The sequence below is a fragment of the Paenibacillus sp. FSL E2-0190 genome (genome assembly GCF_037992965.1).
Lineage (GTDB): Bacteria > Bacillota > Bacilli > Paenibacillales > Paenibacillaceae > Paenibacillus_AQ > Paenibacillus_AQ odorifer.
Genome location: NZ_CP150306.1, coordinates 4620094 through 4641438, shown reverse-complemented (window position 1 = coordinate 4641438; position 21345 = coordinate 4620094). Strand labels below are relative to the sequence as shown.

Sequence of the window (21345 nt, the reverse complement as noted above, 5' to 3'; positions counted from 1 at the left end):
GACGTGGCAGTTCAAAGTAATGTAGCTGGGATCGCGAAGCCGCAGACCACCAAAGGAAAATCCTCTTTATTCCGGCAATCTATGCGGAGGTTGCTGAAGAACAAGCTGGCGGTATCCGGATTTGTGGTGGTGATCTTTATGTTTGCGCTTTGTTTTATTGGTCCGCTGTTCTCACCCTATACGGATAACAAAATTAATATGGCCATGATGAACAAGGCACCCAATATGAAGCATTGGCTTGGCACCGATGCACTGGGCAGAGATATTCTGACCCGGGTAATGCAGGCGGGGCGCATTTCACTGACCGTGGGACTAGCGTCAATGGTTCTTTCGGTGTTTATCGGTGCTCTTTTGGGGGCTATTGCTGGGTATTACCGCGGTATTGCTGATCAAATCATAATGCGGATTGCGGATCTTCTGTTGACGGTTCCGAGTCTGCCACTGCTCTTTATTTTTGGTGCGTTATTATCGGAGTGGAAGATTCCAACGGATTATCGGATGTATATCGTTATGCTGATGCTTAGTATTGTTAGCTGGCCGGGTATGGCACGTATGGTACGGGGGCAAATGCTTAGTCTGCGTGAACGTGAGTTTATGCAGGCGGCGGTAGTATTAGGCCTCCGTGACCGGCGTAAATTGTTTAATCATTTGCTGCCGAATATCGTTCCGTTGCTGATCGTTATGGCTACCCTTAACATCGGTGGTGCTATATTGAGTGAATCGGTTCTTAGCTTTTTTGGACTAGGTGTTATGCCGCCAACTCCAACCTGGGGCAATATGATTGATGCTGCGAATAATATGATCGACTTTCAGGATCGGCCGTGGCTGTGGATTCCACCAGGGTTATCGATTTTTGCGACAGTGATCGCGATCAATATCTTTGGGGACGGACTCCGGGACGTGCTTGATCCTAAACAGAAGAGGTAGGTGACCCTCAGATGAGTGATTTAATGAATATAGACGGTCTAAGTACATACTTCTTCACGGAAGAAGGAAAAGTGAAAGCCGTTGATGATGTAAGCTTCCGTGTTCGCGAGGGAGAGACGGTATGTATTGTTGGAGAATCAGGCTGCGGCAAAAGCGTGACCGCGATGTCCATCATGGGGCTTGTTGAGGAACCCGGGGGCAAGGTAGCCCAAGGGAAAATTGATTTTCAGGGTGAAGATTTGTTGAAAATGGACAAAAACACACTGCGGACCATCCGCGGGAATGAGATCGCGATGATCTTTCAGGAGCCCATGTCCTCCCTTAATCCTGTAATCAAGATCGGTGAGCAAATCATGGAGCCGCTGATTGTACATTTGAAGATGAACAAGAAACAGGCGCGCATCCGGGCGATTGAACTGATTAAGCAGGTAGGCATATCACGACCAGAGCAAATTGCTGATAGTTACCCGCATGAATTAAGTGGAGGTATGCTGCAGCGGATTATGATTGCTATTGCCATTGCCTGCAGTCCAAAGCTATTGATTGCTGATGAACCGACTACGGCGCTGGATGTAACGATTCAAGCGCAAATTCTGGATATGCTGCGTGAAATTAAAGATAGCTCGGGCATGTCCATTCTACTAATCACCCATGATCTTGGCGTAGTGGCAGAGATGGCCGATTATGTGATTGTTATGTATTCCGGAAAGATTGTGGAGGAGGGTGAAGTTGTTGAATTGTTCAACAACCCCAAACATCCCTATACAAAAGGGCTGCTCAAATCGAAGCCGGTAATCAATCAGCGACAGGATGAGCTGTATTCCATACCAGGTCAAGTGCCAAATCCGCTTGAGCTGGTGCCCTCTTGTTATTTTCATGACCGCTGTGAGCATTGCATGCCTGTATGTGTCAGCCAGCAGCCCCAGCTTAAAGAGGTGGCCAGCAGACAAAAGGTAGCTTGCTGGTTGTATGAGGAGGCGGTTGTTCATGCCTGAAGCACTGCTTGAGGTCAATCATTTAAAGAAATATTTTCCTGTTACTAAGGGGCTGCTTAACCGAACCGTTGGGCATGTAAAGGCTGTTGACGATATTAGCATCACACTTCAACCTGGGGAAACGTTTGGGCTTGTAGGGGAATCTGGGAGCGGCAAAAGTACAGTCGGACGGACGATTTTACGGCTAACGGATAAAACGGCAGGTGAGATCAAGTTCAAAGGGATAGACATTCACTCCCTGTCGCCCGCTGAATTGCGCAATATTAGACCCCAAATGCAGTTGATCTTCCAAGATCCTTATAGCTCACTTAACCCACGGGTTCGTATAGGTGATGCCATTGGTGAAGCTTTACTGGATCATGGTCTATGCTCAAGGTCCGAGGTGCGAGATCTGGTGCTTGAAGCGCTAGCGGCTTGCGGGTTATCTTCTTATCATATTGATCGCTTTCCGCATGAATTCTCCGGGGGGCAGCGGCAGCGGATCGGGATCGCCCGTGCGCTTGTTTTGAATCCTGAGCTGATCATTGCAGACGAACCAGTTTCAGCACTGGATGTTTCCATCCAAGCACAGATTATTAATTTATTCAGTAAGCTCCAGCAGAGTCGAGGGTTAACGTATTTGTTTATCTCCCATGACTTGAGTGTTGTGGAGCATTTGTGTTCAAGAATCGGTGTCATGTACCTGGGCTCTATGATGGAGACGGCTTCAAGAGATGAACTGTTTAAGAATCCGCTCCACCCGTATACCAAAGCGCTGCTGTCGGCTGTTCCGATTCCTATTCCAAAGCTGAAAAGGGAAAGAATTGTACTTAAGGGAGATATTCCGAGTCCGGTAAATCCGCCTTCTGGCTGTAAATTCCATACCCGTTGTCCCTTTGCGCAAGAGGTTTGCAGATCTGAAATCCCGGTATTTCGTGATGTTGGCAGTAACCATTTTGTAGCTTGTCATTTAGTTTAATAGTTGTCACAAATATAGCAATGATTTACTCCTAAGACATGAATAATTAATGTTGAATTGTATAATAATACAATTTGACCTTATTTTTGCCTGGGCTCAAAAGTCGTGAGAGGTTTCAAAGCCAGGTCAATGGGGTAATTAGAGAGTGGTTAGGTTAGGCGTACATATCTAATCGGTCTAGTATAAAATCCCTACTTAGGAGGAATCATCGTGAATACAACAGTACGTTTGACAGAAAGATCCGGCTCGACTTCTTCACAGCGCAGAAAAGGCTTTGTACCGGTAGTCGTGTACGGTGCAGGTTCAGATAGCCAGTCCTTTACAGCGGATGCTAAGACAATTTCAGGTATTTTAGCCAGCAACCCACGGGCTGTTCTTACTTTGGAATTGCCAGACTCGGGCAAAAAGAACGTGGTTATTCAAGAAATCCAACGTCAGCCAATTTCCAAACAACTGCTGCACATTGATTTTCAGCAGATTGATATGAAGGCCAAATTGGATACAAAAGTAGCGTTCCACTTTACAGGTGAACCAGTAGGTGTGAAGAGCGGCGGCGTGCAACAAATTGAATTGCATGAGCTGGATATTCGCACACTTCCAGATAAAATAGCTGCATCCTTTGAAGTGGATATCAGTGGACTAGATATTGGTGATCAATTGCTGGTATCTGATTTGCCGAAGCATGAAGGCTGGGAAGTATTGACGCCTGAGGACACATTGATTGTCCGTATTTCACCTCCAGCAGCGCAAGAGCCAACAGAAGAAGATACTGCTGAACCCGCTGTAGCTGAAACTGCTGGCGAAGATAAAGCAGAATAGTATAGAGATAAATAGTAAAGAGCAGATAGAATCCTTATAAAGGAGCTGTCTGCTCTTTTTGTTTTGTCTTCATAAATATGAATTCATAAAAATGATGCTGGTCTTTCGTATGATTTCTCAAATGGCAATTTTGGTTGTTTCGCCTCATTTAGTTAAAAATTTACATAAAATCGTTGACGAACGGGTTTCTAAGCCTGAAAATGAGGACAATTACCATGGTAAAATATTCAAAAGTCCCTGTTGTTGCTGTTTGAAAACGCTTTAGTTTTTATGCTTCAAAGAACTCTTATTGCCTAGTTCATCATGATTAAGAGGAGGAAAGTTATGAAGATGAGGAAGCTGTTTTCGATCTTAATGACAAGTTTGCTGGTGCTTGGGGTAGCTCTACCCTTTGGTGGAAAAGCGAATGCAGATGCTGCAAGTGACGCTTCAAATCGTGCTTTAATCTGGCTGAAGGCCCAGCAGGATGCAACAGCGGGGTATGCTTTTGAGGGACTGGTAGATAGCTTTGAAGATTTCTGGGGACCAAACAACCCCAAACAGATTGTATACACATATGATCAAGCGGTTGCAGCTATCGCCTTTATTGTAAAGGGTGAACGGACGCGGGCAGAGCAGGTTTTGAACAAAATGCGGGACATTCAAGATCCATCAGGCTTCTGGCTGAATTCTTATTGGTATAACAACGGCTTCGGAGAAGAAATCCGTAAACATGTGGGACCCGTTGTATGGATGGCAATGGCTGCTATGGCTTATGAGAAGCAATATAATGATTCACGGTATCGTCCAATGGCGCTCAAAGCACTAGATTGGAGTTTACAGTATAAAAAGGCTAATGGCAGTATCGCAGGGGGATGGAGTGGTTGGAGTAATTCCGATGAGCCTTGGAGCTCAACCGAGCACAATATCGATATTTACCGGGTATTGCAGTATTATGCTTCGGTGGATTCCTCAAAGGCAGCCACTTATAACAGTGCGGCTTCTGGAGTCAAAACCTTCCTGGATAATTATGTGTGGGATGACACAGTCAAACGTTTCAAGGGGGGCTGGAAAAACGATACAAATCTGATCGACCCCAAAATACCTTTAGACGTGAATCCTTGGGGAGTATTAGCTTTAGGCGTATCCGGAACACATAACTACGGCGCAAGCTTAACCTATGTGGAAAATGCCTCCGGCACCCCGGGAACACTTGCGAATCCGCGTTACAAGCAGACGCTTACTTACAATGATGCTGGGAATACGCTCACCGGATATGATTTTGACTGGACAGATGAAGTATTGCCAGCGTATGACGATAACGGAAATCAAATTGGCAATACGGGTGCTGACGTATGGTTTGAAGGAAGCGCATTCATGTCGCTCGCTTATTATCTGCAAGGCAATGCCTCAAAGGCAGACGCTATTAATACAGAGATTATTAAAAAACAAGGCACAAGCGGTGCTTCGCTTGGGGGTATTCCCTACTCGCTGAAAGGGTCCAGCAACAGTTATTGGGTGATGGCGCAGCAAAACTGTGTTTCCAGCACAGGTTGGTTAATAATGTCCCTGCACCGGTTTAATCCATTCACAGGTCAATATTTGACGGGTGGTGGTAATACTGGGGATACAACCGCGCCAACCGCTCCCGTTAATCTAACGGTAACCAGTAAGACGGATACAGGAGTTAGCTTAAGCTGGTCCGCTTCTACCGATAATGTTGGCGTTACAGGTTATATTGTTTATCGCGGAACACAGCAGGTGTCCACTGTGGGGGGAACTACAGCTACTGTTAGTGGACTTACTCCAAGCACAGCCTATACGTTTACAGTAAAAGCCACGGATGCAGCAGGTAATTTATCCTCCGCTAGTAATACCGCAACAGTTACTACTAATCCCACTGGAGGCAGCGGAGGCGGTGATCATGTGACGGCTGACTTTACAGCAGGGGTAACGAGACTTTCTGCTACAGAGGCGAGTATCTATATTACACCTGTAACCAGTGCCCTTTATGTAGATGTGCATTACAAGATTAATGGGGGTTCCCAGCTTAATTACAGGATGACTAATAACTCAGGAACATGGAAGCAGACGGTGAGTGGATTAAGCGCTGGCAGCAGTATTGAGTACTGGTTCACTTACGAAAAATCCGGCCCGCAATATGATTCAGCACATTATACTTTTGTTCAGTAAGATTAGCAGATCGTAAAAATCATTCTAAGAGAAGGCTGTTCCATGCTGCTATTTATAGCGGCGGGGGCAGTCTTTTTTTGTGGGAAAAATAGTGAATGACCGTTAAATCCTTCTCAAGACGGAGGTCTGCTCTTAAGGTATGCTTTAAAATCTTTGGGGGAGACGTTAGGACACGATGGTTGCTAGCGTAGGTAGGTATGAGGTGAGTTTAATTTATTGGTTTTACAACGTAACAGTGTTATGTTACGATGGCTTCAAGGAGTGATAAGCATGGAAGAGGATTTGATCTCAAAGAAGCAGCTATTGGATTTAACCGGTATATCTTATGGGCAATTGTACCGCTGGAAGCGGAAGCAGTTGATTCCAGAGGAATGGTTTATCCGTAAATCTACGTTTACTGGACAGGAGACTTTTTTTCCAAAAGACATGATTTTGTCCCGTATCGATAATATTGTGAATATGAAAGATGGACTTTCTTTGGATGAAATGGCTGATAAGCTATCAGATAAGGCTTCTTTTGACAGAGTAAGTGTATCTGCTGCGGAAATTATAGAACGTAACATTGTTTCGTCGATGACGCTGGCGAAATTTGGAGAGAGGCTCGGTGTCAAGAATGGATATAGCTTCGATCAACTCACTTATTTATTGGCTGTAGATCGCCTGCTTAGTGCAGGGGAGATGAGTATGGAGGAAGCAGAGCTGCTGTTTCGAACCTTAATGGATAAAGCCTCCAATCTTGAGAGTGGCAGCTGGGAGTTATTTTTTATCCGCAAAATGGGGGTGTCATCCTTTATTCTGGCTCAGGCACCAGCGGAGTTATGGTTCGATGAAGGGGTAAAGCTGGTCAGTAAAATACTAAGTGCAGATGTAATAGAACAATTGAAAGGTAAGCTTGCTTTTAAGCTTGTTGAATAGGGGGTTAGTGTAATGGACAAACGAGAGCTGCCGGATCTGATTATAAACGGAGTCAGCGGGGGGGCAGGAGGTACTTATAACAGCGTGCGAATCGATGGTGTAGGCAAAGTAACGGGACCCATCGTGACACGAATTTTTAAAGGAAACGGGCATATGAATTTGAAGAATGATCTCTCGGCGGAAGAAGCGGAATGCAATGGAACGATGAAAGTGCTGGGCCATTTGCGTTTTAACTCCCTAAAAGTGGACGGAATGATTACTGTCGGAGAGAGCATTCGGGGAGAAAGCTGCACTCTTCATGGAATGCTGAATATCAAGGGTGATTGTGAGCTTGAGGATTTTACGGGGGAAGGAAGCTTTAGTGTCGGAGGTTTACTTAGTGCAGGACATGTAGACTTCAAACTGCAAGGGCAGGGAAAGGCACATGAAATTGGTGTGGAGAGTCTAGTGATCCGGCAAACGAATAGTGGAGTCTGGAGCAAAATGTTAAGTGGAATCATCCCTAAATTAAGATCGGAGCTGCGGGCTCGGACTATTGAAGGAGATTTTATTGATTTGGAATATACAACGGCTGATGTTATCAGGGGCAATATTGTGATTGTAGGTCCAGGCTGTACTGTCGAACGGATAGAGTATCGTGATCAGATCACAGTACATCCTGAAGCAAAGGTTGGAAAGGTGGAGAAGATCGGTGACTGAAGAAACAATTCGGAGTAATTTGAAAATAATGGGCACAACGACCTCAGCGGGAGGCTTTTTTCGGGATATTAAGGTTACTGGGGAAGGTCATTTTGCAGGGGATGTAGATTGTGAGAAGCTGAGCCTGACTGGAAATGCCAGGGTAGATGGAAACCTGCTAATGACCAAAATGAAAATAACCGGTGAGATGACACTTATGGGTAATCTTGAAGGTGATTCCTTGCGGGGGCAGGGGGAAATTAAAGCAGCCTCCGTAAAAATCGACGATATTCATCTTAACGGTAATTTGGAGGTTAATGGTAATTGTGAAGGTGAACATCTGCGTATTTCAGGCGCTCTCAATGTGGCAGGACTGCTAAGTGCGGAGCAACTGGAGATCAATTTATATGGTCTAAGTAGAGCGAAAGAGGTTGGAGGCAGTGCTTTAACGATCAAAAAAAGCAAGACCGGAAAATTCCTGCATTTGATGAAGCAGAATCCTAAAGTGCTTTTTGAGGCTGGGCTCATTGAAGGCGATACGATAGAGCTGAATAATACAAAAGCAAATATTGTCAGAGGAGATCGGGTAATCATCGGTGTGGACTGTGAGATTGATACTGTGGAATACCGTAGTGCTTTGGAGATTCACAAGAATGCAATAGTGAGGCATCAAGTAAAGCTGTAACACATAGTTATAGATCTTTTGACAATGGGGAGTGGAATAAATGAGTGCTGCCAAAGCGCCCAATCTGGGCATTGTAATCGCAGGTCTGCTGTTGGGAATACTGATGGCCTCCATGGACAGCACCATCGTTGCTACAGCAATGGGCAATATTGTTGGGGAACTAGGCGGTATGGACAAATTTGTCTGGGTAACATCAGCTTATCTCGTAGCTGAGATGGCGGGGATGCCTATCTTTGGCAAGCTGTCTGATATGTATGGGCGTAAAAAGTTTTTTGTTTTTGGGATTATTGTATTTATGGCGGGTTCAGCGCTTTGCGGGACGGCAGATACGATTACTCAGCTGGCTGCTTATCGGGCGATTCAGGGAATTGGAGGCGGCGCGCTAGTGCCGATTGCTTTTGCCATAATGTTCGACGCCGTACCGCTGGAGACACGGGGCAAGCTGGGCGGTGCATTTGGTGCGGTATTTGGATTATCAAGTATTTTTGGTCCATTGCTAGGCGCGTATATCACCGATCATATTGCTTGGCAGTGGATATTTTATATTAACTTACCGCTTGGACTGTTGGCTTTTGTGATGGTCGTTTTCTTTTATAAAGAGTCACATGAGCATTCCAAACAACCTATTGATTGGCTGGGTGCGGGCACATTGCTGGGCTCTGTCATCTGCTTAATGTTTGCGTTGGAGCTGGGTGGAAAAGAATACGCTTGGGGCTCATCGATGATCCTCGGCTTATTTGCAGCTTTTGCTATATTGGCGGCAGTGTTCCTTTTTGTAGAGACGAGAGCGAAAGAGCCGATCATTTCCTTTGCGTTATTCAAAAAAAGACTGTACGCCGTCAGCATTCTGTGCGCGCTATTTAGTGGTGCTGCATTTATCGTGGCTTCCGTATATATCCCGATCTTTATCCAAGGTGTATTAGGGGGTTCGGCTACCAATTCGGGACTTGTCCTGCTGCCGATGATGGTCGGCTCAGTAATTACCGCCACAACGGGAGGATTCCTGATGGCAAAAACCAGTTACCGCAATCTGCTGATTCCTACGTTTGTACTTTTGGTGATCGGCACAGGACTGGTAGCAACGCTTACTCCGGAAGCTTCACGTCTCTTGGTTACCTTGTATATGATTTTAATCGGATTAGGCATTGGCGCTTCCTTCTCTGTGTTAAGCACGGCAGCCATTCATGGTCTGACTGCGCAGCAACGCGGCTCCGCCAGCGCAACACTGAATTTCATTCGTTCGCTTGGCATGACCATCGGAATAACCACATTTGGCATTATTCAAAGCCATTATTTCTCGGGCAGTCTAACTAAGTTGCTCACAGCAAATGGAGGAGGAGCTGCTTCTGCGGGGGCTGCTGGGGTTATGGATTTTAAAGATCCGCATTCCCTGCTGTCGCCTGAGACTAGAGCACTGATTCCACCGGAAATTTTGAGCAAAATTACAGAGGGACTTTCCTCTTCCATTGCGAACACCTTCGCTTGGGCGGTTATTCCTGCTGCGTTAGCTTTGCTGGCCTCCTTTTTTATGGGGCGCCAGAAAATGGATGCCTCCGCGGAGGGGAAAGATCAGGCGCCCGGGCATTAGGCAATGGCGGAAGGCGCGGGCATTCGAATGACGAGCGGAAAATAGTGCGCATTATGCGGAATGCATTGAATTGGTTGTAAACAAACTAGGGTTGTAAAGTGATGGAGCAGCTCCTCATTTGAGAGGCTGCTTTTTATGTGTGGTTGGGAGTACAAATGAGCATGAACCCTCGAAGTAAGGGAGCTGAGTTCGAAGGTTGAGTAAATGCGATGAATTCTGGAAATAAGAGCATCTGAGTCCGATAGGATGAGGGAATGCGATGGATTCAAGAATGAGTCAGACAGCAGGTGGGAATGCGATGAATTCAAGAATGAGTCAGACTGCATGAGGGAGTGCGCTGAATTCTCGATAGAAGTGCGCCTGAGAATGATGCGTGGAGTGTTGCGGACCGTATAGTCGCTATTGCTGATTTTTGAGCTACTTTGCCGTAGTTTCGGACTGTATAGCTCTTATCGGCATGCATATGCTCGTATTTGGGCTATATTTGTGTGGATAGCTGCACCTGAGTCCGATAGCACGAGAAAATGTGTTGAAACCCGGAAATAAGCGCACCTGGGTCCGACAGCATGAGCAAATGTGATGAATCCTCGATAGAAGTGTGCCTAAGAATGATGGGTGGAGTGTTGTGGACCGTAGAGTCGCTATTGCTGATTTTTGAGCTACTTAGCCGTAGTTTCGGACTGTATAGCTCTTATCGGCATGCATTTGCTCTTATTTGGACTATATTTGAGTGAATAGCTGCACCTGAGTCCGATAGCACGAGAAAATGTGTTGAATTCCGGAAATAAGTGCACCTGAGTCCGATAGCGTGAGCAAATGTGATGGATCCAAGAATGAGTCAGACAGTATTAGCAAATGCGATGAATTCTCGAGAGAAGAGTGCCTGATTTTGCTGCATGAAGTGTGTTGCGGACCGTATAGTCGCTATTGCTGATTTCTGAGCTACTTTGCCGTAGTTTCGGACTGTATAGCTCTTATTGCCACGGATTTGCTCGCAGTTGGACTATATTTGTGTGAATAGCTGCACCTGAGTCCGATAGCACGAGGAAAAGCGCTGAATTCCGGAAATAAGTGCATCTGGGTCCGATAGCATGAGCAAATGCGATGAATCCAAGAATGAGTCAGACAGTATTAGCAAATGCGATGAATTCTCGAGAGAAGAGTGCCTGATTTTGCTGCATGAAGTGTGTTGCGGACCGTATAGTCGCTATTGCTGATTTCTGAGCTACTTTGCCGTAGTTTCGGACTGTATAGCTCTTATTGCCACGGATTTGCTCGCAGTTGGACTATATTTGTGTGAATAGCTGCACCTGAGTCCGATAGCACGAGAAAATGTGTTGAATTCCGGAAATAAGTGCACCTGAGTCCGATAGCGTGAGCAAATGTGATGGATCCAAGAATGAGTCAGACAGTATGAGGGAATGCGATGTATTCTCGATAGAAGGGTGCCTGATTTAGCTGCATGAAGTGTGTTGGGCACCGTATAGTCGCTATATCTGATTTTTGAGCTACTTAGCCGTAGTTTCGGACTGTATTGCTCTTATCGGCATGCATATGCTCGTATTTGGACTATATTTGTGTGAATAGCTGCGCCTGAGTCCGATAGCACGAGGAAAAGCGCTGAATTCCGGAAATAAGTGCATCTGGGTCCGATAGCATGAGCAAATGCGATGAATCCAAGAATGAGTCAGACAGTATTAGCAAATGCGATGAATTCTCGAGAGAAGAGTGCCTGATTTTGCTGCATGAAGTGTGTTGCGGACCGTATAGTCGCTATTGCTGATTTCTGAGCTACTTTGCCGTAGTTTCGGACTGTATAGCTCTTATTGCCACGGATTTGCTCGCAGTTGGACTATATTTGTGTGAATAGCTGCACCTGAGTCCGACAGCACGAGAAAATGTGTTGAAATCCGGAAATAAGTGCACCTGGGTCCGATAGTACGAACAAAGGTGATGGATCCAAGAATGAGTCCGACAGCGTGAGGGAAAGCGATGAATTTCCGAGAGAAGTGTATCTGGGTCCGACAGCATGAGTAAATGTGATGGATTCTCGATAGAAGAGTGCCTAAGAATGATTCGTGGAGTGTTAGGGACCGTATAGTCGCTATATCTGATTTTTGAGCTACTTTGCCGTAGTTTCGGACTGTATAGCTCTTATCGGCATGAATTTGCTCATATTTGGACTATATTTGTGTGAATAGCTGCACCTGAGTCCGATAGCACGATGAAATGCGCTGAATTCCGGAAATAAGTGCATCTGGGTCCGATGCCAAAACTATGAAGTGTGAAAGACCATAACAAATGAAGAGGACAAAGCGCACCATAGTTGATGTAGCGGACGAAGAGGACAAAGCGCACCATAGTTGATGTAGCGGACGAAGAGGACAAAGCGCACCATAGTTGATGTAACAGACGAAGAGGACAAAGCGCACCATAGTTGATATAACGGACGAAGAGGACAAAGCGCACTATAGTTGATGTAGCAGACGAAGAGGACAAAGCGCACCACAGTTGATGTGGCAGACGAAGAGGACAAAGCGCACCATAGTTGATGTAGCAGACATAGCGACCCTTAACAAAGCATATCCATCAGCGGCAGGATGACGGGAATTCCCTGTCATCCTGCCGCTTTTTATAAGCCAAAAGGCATGTAGGCTCTCCATTACTAGACCTACAGCGATTAGGTAGAAAATGGTCGAAATAGATGCGAATTTGGTTCACAAGCATCAGACGGTTCTCCAGTGAGGCCGTTCTGTGATCTATCTCGTCATACGTAAAGGTTCTGATACTATGAAAACGTAATCAAAATCTGGGTATAGGAGATTCCGACATGGGGGTACCTTCTGGTGAATTACTTCCCAGCGTCGATCCGGTTCATCGATCCCGCTGGAAGATGAAGAACAAACATAAGTTGTTCTTCATGGCTTTTCCGTTTCTTGTTGTCACCTTTATTTTCTATTATCTGCCGATCAGCGGATGGATTTATGCATTTTATGATTTCATTCCCGGAATACCGTTGTCTGACACGCCATATGTCGGGTTGAAATGGTTCAAGACGATTGTATCCAATCCAACACAGACCGCAGAGGTTGTGCGCGTGCTGAAGAACACTCTTGCCATGAGTTCACTTGGACTAATTACCTCAATATTTCCAGTGATCTTTGCGATTTTTCTGACCGAGATTAAGTCAGGCTGGTATCGCAAGATGGTGCAGACGCTAACCACGATTCCGAACTTTATCAGCTGGATTCTGGTATATGCATTGGCCTTCTCGTTGTTTTCCGTTGATAACGGGGTCATCACACACATTTTAGTGCAGCTTGGAATCGTTGATGAGGGTTATAACTTTTTAGCCTCCAGCTCGAATATTTGGGTCACGATGATCATTTGGTATTGGTGGAAATCGTTAGGCTGGGGTGCCATTCTCTATCTTGCTGCAATCGCAGGCATTGATCAGGAGTTGTATGAAGCCGTAGAGGTGGATGGTGCAAGCCGGTTCCGTAAAATCTGGCATATTACCATTCCGGGTCTTATCCCAACCTTCTTTGTCCTACTGCTGCTCTCCATAGGTAACCTGGTCAATAACGGGATGGAGCAGTACTTTGCCTTTCAAAATGCGATGAATAAAGATTCCATAGAAGTGCTGGATCTTTATGTATACAATATTGCGTTCGCTAACAACTTTCCGTTTGCCACAGCTGTCAGTATGCTGAAGTCGGTTGTTAGTGTAATTCTACTGTTCGCGGCAAACACATTATCCAAGATGGTGCGTGACGAATCTATCATTTAAGGCAGGGGTGATCCCATTTGAGAAAGAAAAAACTAACTTCTGGAGAATTAATCTTTCAAATTATTATCTACACACTCTTTGGATTGTTCACCCTGTCATGCATTTATCCATTCTACTATTTGTTCATTAATACGATCAGTTCGAATGATCTTAGCGCAGCAGGGTATATCAAATTTTATCCAAGGCAGATCCATTTTGATAACTATAGTAAGGTTCTAAGAATCAGTGGTTTAGGTCATGCGGCTACAGTCTCTATTTATAGAACAGTTGTTGGTACTTTGCTCACCGTTGGATCTTCGGCATTTCTTGGGTACTTGTTCACCAAAAAGGAAATGTGGGGCCGGAGTATTTGGTACCGCAGTGTTGTAGTTACGATGTATTTCAGTGCAGGGCTGATCCCATGGTATATCACCATGCATAACTTGCATCTGACTAATAATTACCTGGCTTATATTTTGCCAACCATTATTACTCCTTTTAATATCATTTTGGTCAAAACCTTCGTCGAGGCTATTCCTCCCTCACTTGAGGAGTCGGCGTCAATGGATGGAGCAGGTTACTTCCGGGTGTTCTGGAGTATCATTGTTCCTCTTACAACACCTATCTTGGCTACGATTACGATTTTCTCAGCGGTGAATCAGTGGAATGCCTTTATTGATACGGCGTTTCTGATGACAGATACGAAATACTTTACGCTCCAGTTCTTATTATGGCGTTATTTGAACGAATCCAGCTCGCTCGCAGCCTTAATTCGTAATTCGCCAGATATGGCCGCTAGTGCAGCGAATATGCAGACTCCAACCTCTGTGCGGATGACTGTAACGATGATCGTCGTATTGCCGATTTTGATCGTGTATCCGTTCTTCCAACGCTTTTTCGTCAAAGGAATTATGATCGGTGCGGTTAAAGGCTGATGGGTGGCCGCTCTGGACTAGAACTGGGTTTTCCTCTGTTATAAGCAGAGTTGAACTATAAGTGAAGAGATGAAAGGGAGGGTATAAAGCAATGAGATTAAGAAGAGCATCGCTTGTCATGCTATCCGTAATTCTGGTCTTCGTTCTTGCAGCATGTGGCGGGGGGAATAATGCGGCTAACTCGGGCAAAAACACGAGCACAGAGAAACCTACGTCGGCTGCCACGAATGCCCCGGCGGAAGAGACAGCAGCACCGGATGACGGAGCGCTTGATCATTCCAAGCCGCTGAAGCTGACTGTATTCTCAACAACCGCTAACTATGCCGGTCCACAGACCGGATGGTTTGCAAAAATCATCAAGGATAAGTTCAACATCGAAATGGACATTGTAGCTTCAAACCTGACTGGTGGAGATACCAAAATCTCTGCAATGATGGCTTCCGGAGATCTTGGAGATATCATCATTTTCGGTGACGACAAGAACCACTATCCAAACGCCATCAAAGGAAAGCTGCTCTTGGACTGGACACAGGACGGTCTTTTGGACAAATACGGAAAAGACATTTCCAGCACTTTTCCAAAAGCTATTGAGAAAGCAAAGGTAGCTTTTGGCGGTGGATCATCAGTCTTTGGTATGGGGAACAGCGTAGCTTCTAACCCATCCGGACCTTCTGAAGGAAAAGATATGACTTGGGGTCCAGACCTGCGCTTTGATCTTTACCAACAAATTGGAGCGCCAGAAATTACAAAGATTGAAGATTATCTGCCTGTGCTGAAAAAAATGCAAGAGCTCGAGCCTAAGAATGAACAAGGCAAAAAAACCTATGCCTTCTCGATGTGGTCTGATTGGGATGGCAACTATAAAATGACATTGGCTAAACAGTTCGCTAACATGATGGGCTATGACGAAATTCCTGATACTGCTGTGTATGTTAAGGCAGATGAAGAAAAGTATTATGACTTTTTATCCGAAGATAGCTGGTACATGAAGTCGCTCAAACTGTATTTTGAAGCTAACCAGATGGGGCTGGTTGATCCGGACTCTATGACGCAAAAATTTGACGATGTTGTAGCGAAATACAAAGATGGTCGTCTATTGTTCTCTTGGTTCCCATGGCTTGGAGCTGCTAACTACAATACACCAGAAAGAACAGCCGAAGGTAAAGGTTTTGCGCTGGTTCCGTTCAAAGATGAATTGATGTATTCCACAGGCTTCAATGTTTACGGTGGTAACGGTATTATTGCAATCGGCGCAAAAGCTAAGGAACCTGCTAGAATTATGGAATTCATTAACTGGATGTACACACCGGAAGGTGCAATGATTTCTGCAGGAAGTGGTACAGCAGTACCTAACGGACCTCAAGGTCTGACTTGGGATATTGATGCAAACGGCAAACCTGCAGTGACTGATTTTGGTTGGAAAGCTTATACTGATCAACAGAATACTCAAGTTCCTGCTGAATACGGCGGGGGTGACTACTACTATGGCTCCAATCAAATGAACTTCTCGTTTGTGGTTCCGGCGATGGTGAATCCAGAGAATAGTGAGCCATTCGATCATAATCTGTGGACAACAACCCTAGAGCGTAACCCTTCCAAGCTTGATAGTGACTGGAGAGCGAAAATGGGCGTTCTGACTCCTAAGGAGTATTTTGAGAAAAACAATCTATTGGCTGTAGCACCACAAGGCTTCACTGGCAAAGAACCATTAACCATGGATAAAACAGTGGAACAAAAGAATAAACAAATCGGCACGGTTATTCAACAGATTTCCTGGAAAATGGTCTTTGCTAAAGATCAAGCGGAATACGACAAGTTGAATAAAGAAATGCATGATAAGGTAAATGGTCTTGGGTATTCCGAAGTTATGGAATTCTCGATTAAAAAGGCTGAGGAATTGTTCGAGGCCCGTAAAAGCGTTAAATAAACACGGCTAGTAACTATAAAATAAGGCGGGGCGGCGTGGAGGCTGTTCTGCCTTATTCTATTCAATTAAGGATAAATGTGGTATTCTCACATTAATATAAAACGCTTTCAAATAGAAAGAAGAGGATAATCCAGATGGTAAGAGTACCCCTGCGGAGTCATACTCCAGCTGTCAAATCCTTACGCAATACCTTATTTATCTATCTAGTAATCGGAACATTACTTCCGCTTCTCTTAGTAGGATTCGTAACCTACACCTCTATTTACTCCATCCTTTCAGGTAAAATTGGCAACGGGATCAGCGCTAGTCTGAGACAGGAAGCCTCAAGCCTGGAGAATGCCATCGACAATATGGATTTTGCCTCCAAGCAGTTTGCTCTGGACGGTCAGATTGTGCAGGAGATGTCCTCATTTATTCAGGAAAAACAAATTTTTCGCAAATCGCAAATGATGAATTCCATCAACCAGAAGATCAATCTAGTCAATTTTACGAACCCTTATATTGGACTTACAGCCTACATTATGCCGGACAGCGATGATCCCGTTCTGTTCACCAACATGAGCGCACGCAGAAATTTTGATATCAGTACATTGCCGTCTTTTATGCGATATAACGGGGCTGACTATTATGGACCACATCCCACTATGTACGCTGTTGGTGATAATCTCGTATTCTCGGAGCAGCGGATTGTCCGTGTGCCGGGCCAGCATAAGCTTTATATTTATTTGGAGACGAATTATAGTTTGTTTCGCAAAATCTTCAATCAGGAGTCCTACGGAATGAAAGTAAATCATCTGCTGGTCAATCAGCAAGGTAATAGTACAAAAGTGATCGATGGCAAACTTCCGCTAAGTATTATTAAAGCTGCGGGAAGCAACTCCAATCTCACCCATGAAACGCTAAGTGGATATCATCTGTTTCGTTACGCGAGTCCTCAGGGCTGGAAGCTTATTGCCGTTGTGAAAAAATCAGAATTCAACAGTGAAATTTATTCTTGGTTTTATAAAATGATCTTACTTGCCTTCTCCACCCTTCTTTTTGCCGGATTTCTGGCTTGGATCATCTGGAGGAAAATTTATGGTCCGTTGCGTAAGGTCAACCTTGAAATCAACCGAATGGCGGAAAATGTTACCGCTCCGGTAGCCTATACGAATGTGGAAGAATTTGATTTCGTGCTTACCAACTTTCAGCAGATGAAAAAACAGGTGAATGAGCTGATTGTTGCGGTTGCCCATAATGAGAAACAGAAAAGCCAATTTGAGATTGAGAAGTTGCTCAGCCAGATCAATCCTCATTTTTTGCATAATACCTTAAATACGGTACAGTGGATGGCCCGGTTAAACGGCCAGAAGGAGATCGACAAGCTGGTCACTCTTCTTGTAAAGGTGCTGCATTATAATCTGGGCAAGCAAAGCATCATTGTTACCATTGGCGAGGAAATTGAAGCGATTCGAAATTATATGGAGCTGCAGCGTATTCGTTATGATTATGAATTTGAATTTAACGTTGAAGCTGATGAGGATGTATTGTCTGTGGCTGTCCCGAGATTTTTGCTTCAGCCTCTGGTGGAGAACTCGATTTATCATGGATTAAGCGATAATGGCAAGGTAGATGTTGAGATAACGAAACATGGTGAAGGAGAGGTTCAGCTATGTGTGAGAGACAATGGCGCTGGGATGGATGCAGATACATTAGATCAGCTGTTGTCTGATGATGGAGCGAAAAAAAGGGGACTTGGAATTGGTTTTTCATATGTAAACCGGATGCTTAGAACCTATTATGGAGAACAAATGAAGCTAGAGATGTTCAGTAAGCCAGGAGAAGGTACGGTTGTATCCATTGTGATTCCGAGGAAAGGTAAGGAGGACTTCGATGATTAAGGCTGTAGTTGTCGATGACGAGAGACTCGTGCGAAAAGGCTTCATATCCCTGATCGACTGGTCATCCTTAGGGATTGTTATAGTTGGAGAGGCAGGTGATGGTAAATCTGCTTTGGAGCTGCTTCAACAGCAGGAAGTAGATTTATTATTTGTGGATTTGACCATGCCAGGCATTTCAGGCTTCGAGCTCATTAAAATGGTTAGACAACGGTTCGCAGGCATTCGCTGTGTTGTCCTTACTTGTCATCATGAATTTGACTATGTTCAGGAGGCTATGCGTTTAGGAGCCGTTGACTATATTGTAAAAACACTGCTTGAGATGGAAAATGCGGATGAAACCATCAGACGTCTTGTCGATCGTATTAAATGGGAGGACAATACACGGGATGCTCTGGTTCGTGGGGAAAGTAAACGTATGGCTGCTGATAAGGCTCTGCTGTATTTGCCCCTAAATCATCAGTGCAATGAAGAAGAATTATTTCAGCTGTCCAGCGTGAAAAATAATCCGCTCATTACTTTTCATGAGATGTGGATGTCGCCCTTATTACATCGTTTCTCAATAGATGAGAGCAAACGTGAGCTTAAGATCCAGCTATCCGGACGATGGCAGACCGCGCTGATCAGTGGATTGAGAGATCAACCCTTGCAGGAACTGGAGGAACAGCTCACTGCGAAATTACACCGTATTCTATTTTATCATCCTGAACCTGAGGATTTGACCTCATTGAAATATGAAGACATAAAGAAGGAACCAGCGGCTCCCTACTCAAAACAAGAGGCGGATAATCTGCTGGAGCAAGCACAGAATTTGAAGTGGACAATTGATGGAAATGAGTGGGAGAAATTTGTAGCAAACATACTTCAGCAGAAACCCCGTTCTGATCAGTTTCTGGCGTTTGCACACTCTCTAATACAAAGCTGGAGTTCTTTACTTTTAAAGCCTGAAGATGCTGCTCAACTGGAAAGGGACATCTCCCATAATCTGAACTGGTGCCATTGGAAGAACTGGCTGCGGCGATTTTCTGATCATGTGGGACGAAGAATGCTGGAGCTTGGATTAACTAAAGAGGTTATGTCCTGTCTTATTCGTGCAGTTCGTTATATGCAGAGCCATGCAGGTGACAAAATCAATCAGAGCGACGTAGCAGCCGTCATTAATATGAGCCGTGGTTATTTCAGCCAATGTTTCGCTCGTTTTGCCGGAGAGACATTTGGTGAATGTTTACGGGGAATGCGGCTGGAGCTCGCCAAATCACTGCTGCTGGAGACTACTCTTCCCGTCTGTGAGATTGCTTCGCGGTCCGGTTTTGAGGATGATCGTTATTTCAGCAGATTGTTCAGAGAACGTATTGGTAAATTACCAAGTGAATTCCGTGCGGAGGGGAAAAACCAAATATGAAATTTTGGAAATCTATCCTCCTAGTGTGTATGGTCATTGGAATGACATCATGTCGTGACAATATTGGTATTGTAGATTCGGTTGCAAGCCCTCAGGCAGGGGATGAGGCTACTTCTATCGCTTATAGCAAATATGAGGATCCGATTGTGATCCGAGTAGGGTTTAAGGTTCCCGACTCGCGGCTTAATACAGGTGACAGCAACGATAACAATCCAATCACCCGTTATTTAGAGAGCATTACGAATATCAAAGTGGTTCACTCCTGGGAAGCGAAGGGTGAGGATGCTTTTACGCAAAAGGTACAGCTTGCCATTGATAGCAACGATTTGCCTGATGCCATGGTTGTGGATCGGGATCAACTGAAGAAATTAATTGATAATGATATGATTGAAGATTTGACAGAGACTTATAAAATATATGGATCTGAACTTATCAAGGATATGTACAATTCTACAAAGGGGGAGGCATTAGAGGACGCTTCCCGCGATGGTAAACTATATGGATTACCGAATGTAGCTATTGATGCTGACTCTCCCGTGCTGCTCTGGGTACGTCAGGATTGGCTGGAGAAGCTGGAGCTGCAGCCTCCTCAAACTTTTGAAGACATCGAGAAAATTGCCAAAGCTTTTATTGAAAAAGACCCTGATGGAAATGGAAAAAGAGATACCGTCGGTCTAAGCGGCTACAAAAATATCGTATATGGAACTAAACCATTAGTTAATGGTCTGGATGCTGTGTTTAGTGCATTTCACGCTTTCCCCACGAATTGGATTAAGGATAACAACGGCAATATCGTGTATGGCTCCATTACACCAGAGACCAAACAAGCGCTTGCTAAACTTGCTGATTGGTATAAACGCGGGTTGCTGGATCCGGACTTTGCACTATATAAGGAAACTCAGGAGCCTATTATTACAGGTAAATCCGGGATGTTTTTTGGTCCTTGGTGGATGCCTTATTATCCTTTATCAGAGGCAGTGGCTTTGGATACGAAGGCAGAATGGAGAGCATATGCAGCTCCAGTTGACGATTCCGGTAAGTTTGTCGCTCATTTAGCGCCGGTAACAGATCGATATCTTGTTGTGCGTAAAGGGTTTGAACATCCTGAGGCTGTAATCAAGCAATTAAACGTGTTTACAAGACTCGAAAGAAGACAGGATCCTAATCAAGAGGAGGTAAAAAAGCTGGGTGATTTCTCTGCGCAGACAGGCATTCAGCTGCGTGCATATTATCCGTTCGATCTTCTGATAGATTATAGGGATGCGATTGAGAAACATTATGCTGATATCCAGCAGGCTTTGCACGGAAAGATAGACCCGGATACATTAAATTCTGATACCCGGCTCATTTATGATCAATGGGTAGCAGAAACAGAGCAGCCCAAAAAAGATCTTGAAGGCTGGAAAGCAGCAAATGCGTATAAATACGGAGTAGCTGTGTTAACCTCAACTGCTATAGAGGGAGTGCGTGGGGTCTTTTATGGGAACACCCGACTTATGAAGACTAAATGGCCGGAACTGCAGAATCTGGAGAATGAGACGTTCTTAAATATCATTGTGGGTGATTCACCGCTTAGTGATTTTGATGCGTTTGTAGCTAAATGGAAGAGTATGGGCGGAGAAGAGATTACGGAAGAAGTTACTGAGCTCGTAAAGCAAAAGTAAACGTGGGATGCCTCAACAGCTAATGGCTGTGGGA

General features: G+C 44.8%; 15 protein-coding genes. All 15 read left to right on the top strand.

The annotated features are described in order from the left end of the window. Positions 1-3: 3 nt before the first annotated feature. Entirely contained in the window at positions 4-927 is a 924-nt protein-coding gene (gene opp4C, locus NST25_RS20485; RefSeq protein ID WP_036685740.1) for an oligopeptide ABC transporter permease, read from the top strand. Between the two features lie 11 nt (positions 928-938). Continuing rightward, positions 939-1922, top strand: coding sequence for an ABC transporter ATP-binding protein (locus NST25_RS20480; protein WP_076130798.1), 984 nt, complete (start codon positions 939-941; stop codon positions 1920-1922). Beyond that, positions 1915-2880 (top strand): oligopeptide/dipeptide ABC transporter ATP-binding protein, encoded by a 966-nt coding sequence (locus tag NST25_RS20475; protein ID WP_036685744.1) that lies wholly within the window; start codon positions 1915-1917, stop codon positions 2878-2880. Before NST25_RS20480 ends, NST25_RS20475 begins: the two co-directional genes overlap by 8 nt. A 210-nt stretch (positions 2881-3090) precedes the next feature. Next, a complete protein-coding gene (locus NST25_RS20470; protein WP_076130800.1) occupies positions 3091-3699 on the top strand; it encodes a 50S ribosomal protein L25 in 609 nt (202 codons plus the stop codon). A gap of 324 nt (positions 3700-4023) precedes the next feature. Then, positions 4024-5871, top strand: a complete 1848-nt coding sequence (locus NST25_RS20465) for a fibronectin type III domain-containing protein (protein WP_081386409.1) — start codon at positions 4024-4026, stop codon at positions 5869-5871. 270 nt (positions 5872-6141) lie between these two features. Beyond that, complete coding sequence (locus tag NST25_RS20460; RefSeq protein ID WP_076301777.1) at positions 6142-6786, top strand: YhbD family protein; 645 nt, start codon at positions 6142-6144, stop codon at positions 6784-6786. A gap of 12 nt (positions 6787-6798) precedes the next feature. After that, positions 6799-7485, top strand: a complete 687-nt coding sequence (locus NST25_RS20455) for a hypothetical protein (RefSeq protein WP_076305540.1) — start codon at positions 6799-6801, stop codon at positions 7483-7485. Beyond that, entirely contained in the window at positions 7478-8149 is a 672-nt protein-coding gene (locus NST25_RS20450) for a hypothetical protein (protein WP_076305541.1), read from the top strand. The genes NST25_RS20455 and NST25_RS20450 overlap by 8 nt, the downstream gene beginning before the upstream one ends. A gap of 40 nt (positions 8150-8189) precedes the next feature. After that, positions 8190-9737, top strand: coding sequence for an MDR family MFS transporter (locus NST25_RS20445; RefSeq protein ID WP_076301775.1), 1548 nt, complete (start codon positions 8190-8192; stop codon positions 9735-9737). Between the two features lie 2830 nt (positions 9738-12567). Continuing rightward, positions 12568-13527, top strand: coding sequence for an ABC transporter permease subunit (locus tag NST25_RS20440; protein ID WP_076130774.1), 960 nt, complete (start codon positions 12568-12570; stop codon positions 13525-13527). 17 nt (positions 13528-13544) lie between these two features. After that, on the top strand, positions 13545-14441 hold the full coding sequence (locus tag NST25_RS20435; RefSeq protein ID WP_036685756.1) for a carbohydrate ABC transporter permease: 897 nt from the start codon (positions 13545-13547) through the stop codon (positions 14439-14441). 91 nt (positions 14442-14532) lie between these two features. Next, complete coding sequence (locus NST25_RS20430) at positions 14533-16368, top strand: ABC transporter substrate-binding protein (protein ID WP_340392383.1); 1836 nt, start codon at positions 14533-14535, stop codon at positions 16366-16368. 134 nt (positions 16369-16502) lie between these two features. Next, positions 16503-18248: a sensor histidine kinase gene (locus NST25_RS20425; protein ID WP_076130772.1), complete on the top strand. Its 1746-nt coding sequence runs from the start codon at positions 16503-16505 to the stop codon at positions 18246-18248. Then, the gene (locus tag NST25_RS20420) at positions 18241-19647 is read left to right on the top strand and encodes a response regulator (protein WP_340392382.1); all 1407 of its coding nucleotides are present in this window, start codon (positions 18241-18243) and stop codon (positions 19645-19647) included. The genes NST25_RS20425 and NST25_RS20420 overlap by 8 nt, the downstream gene beginning before the upstream one ends. After that, on the top strand, positions 19644-21311 hold the full coding sequence (locus tag NST25_RS20415; RefSeq protein WP_340392381.1) for an extracellular solute-binding protein: 1668 nt from the start codon (positions 19644-19646) through the stop codon (positions 21309-21311). The genes NST25_RS20420 and NST25_RS20415 overlap by 4 nt, the downstream gene beginning before the upstream one ends. The last annotated feature ends 34 nt before the right edge of the window (positions 21312-21345 follow it).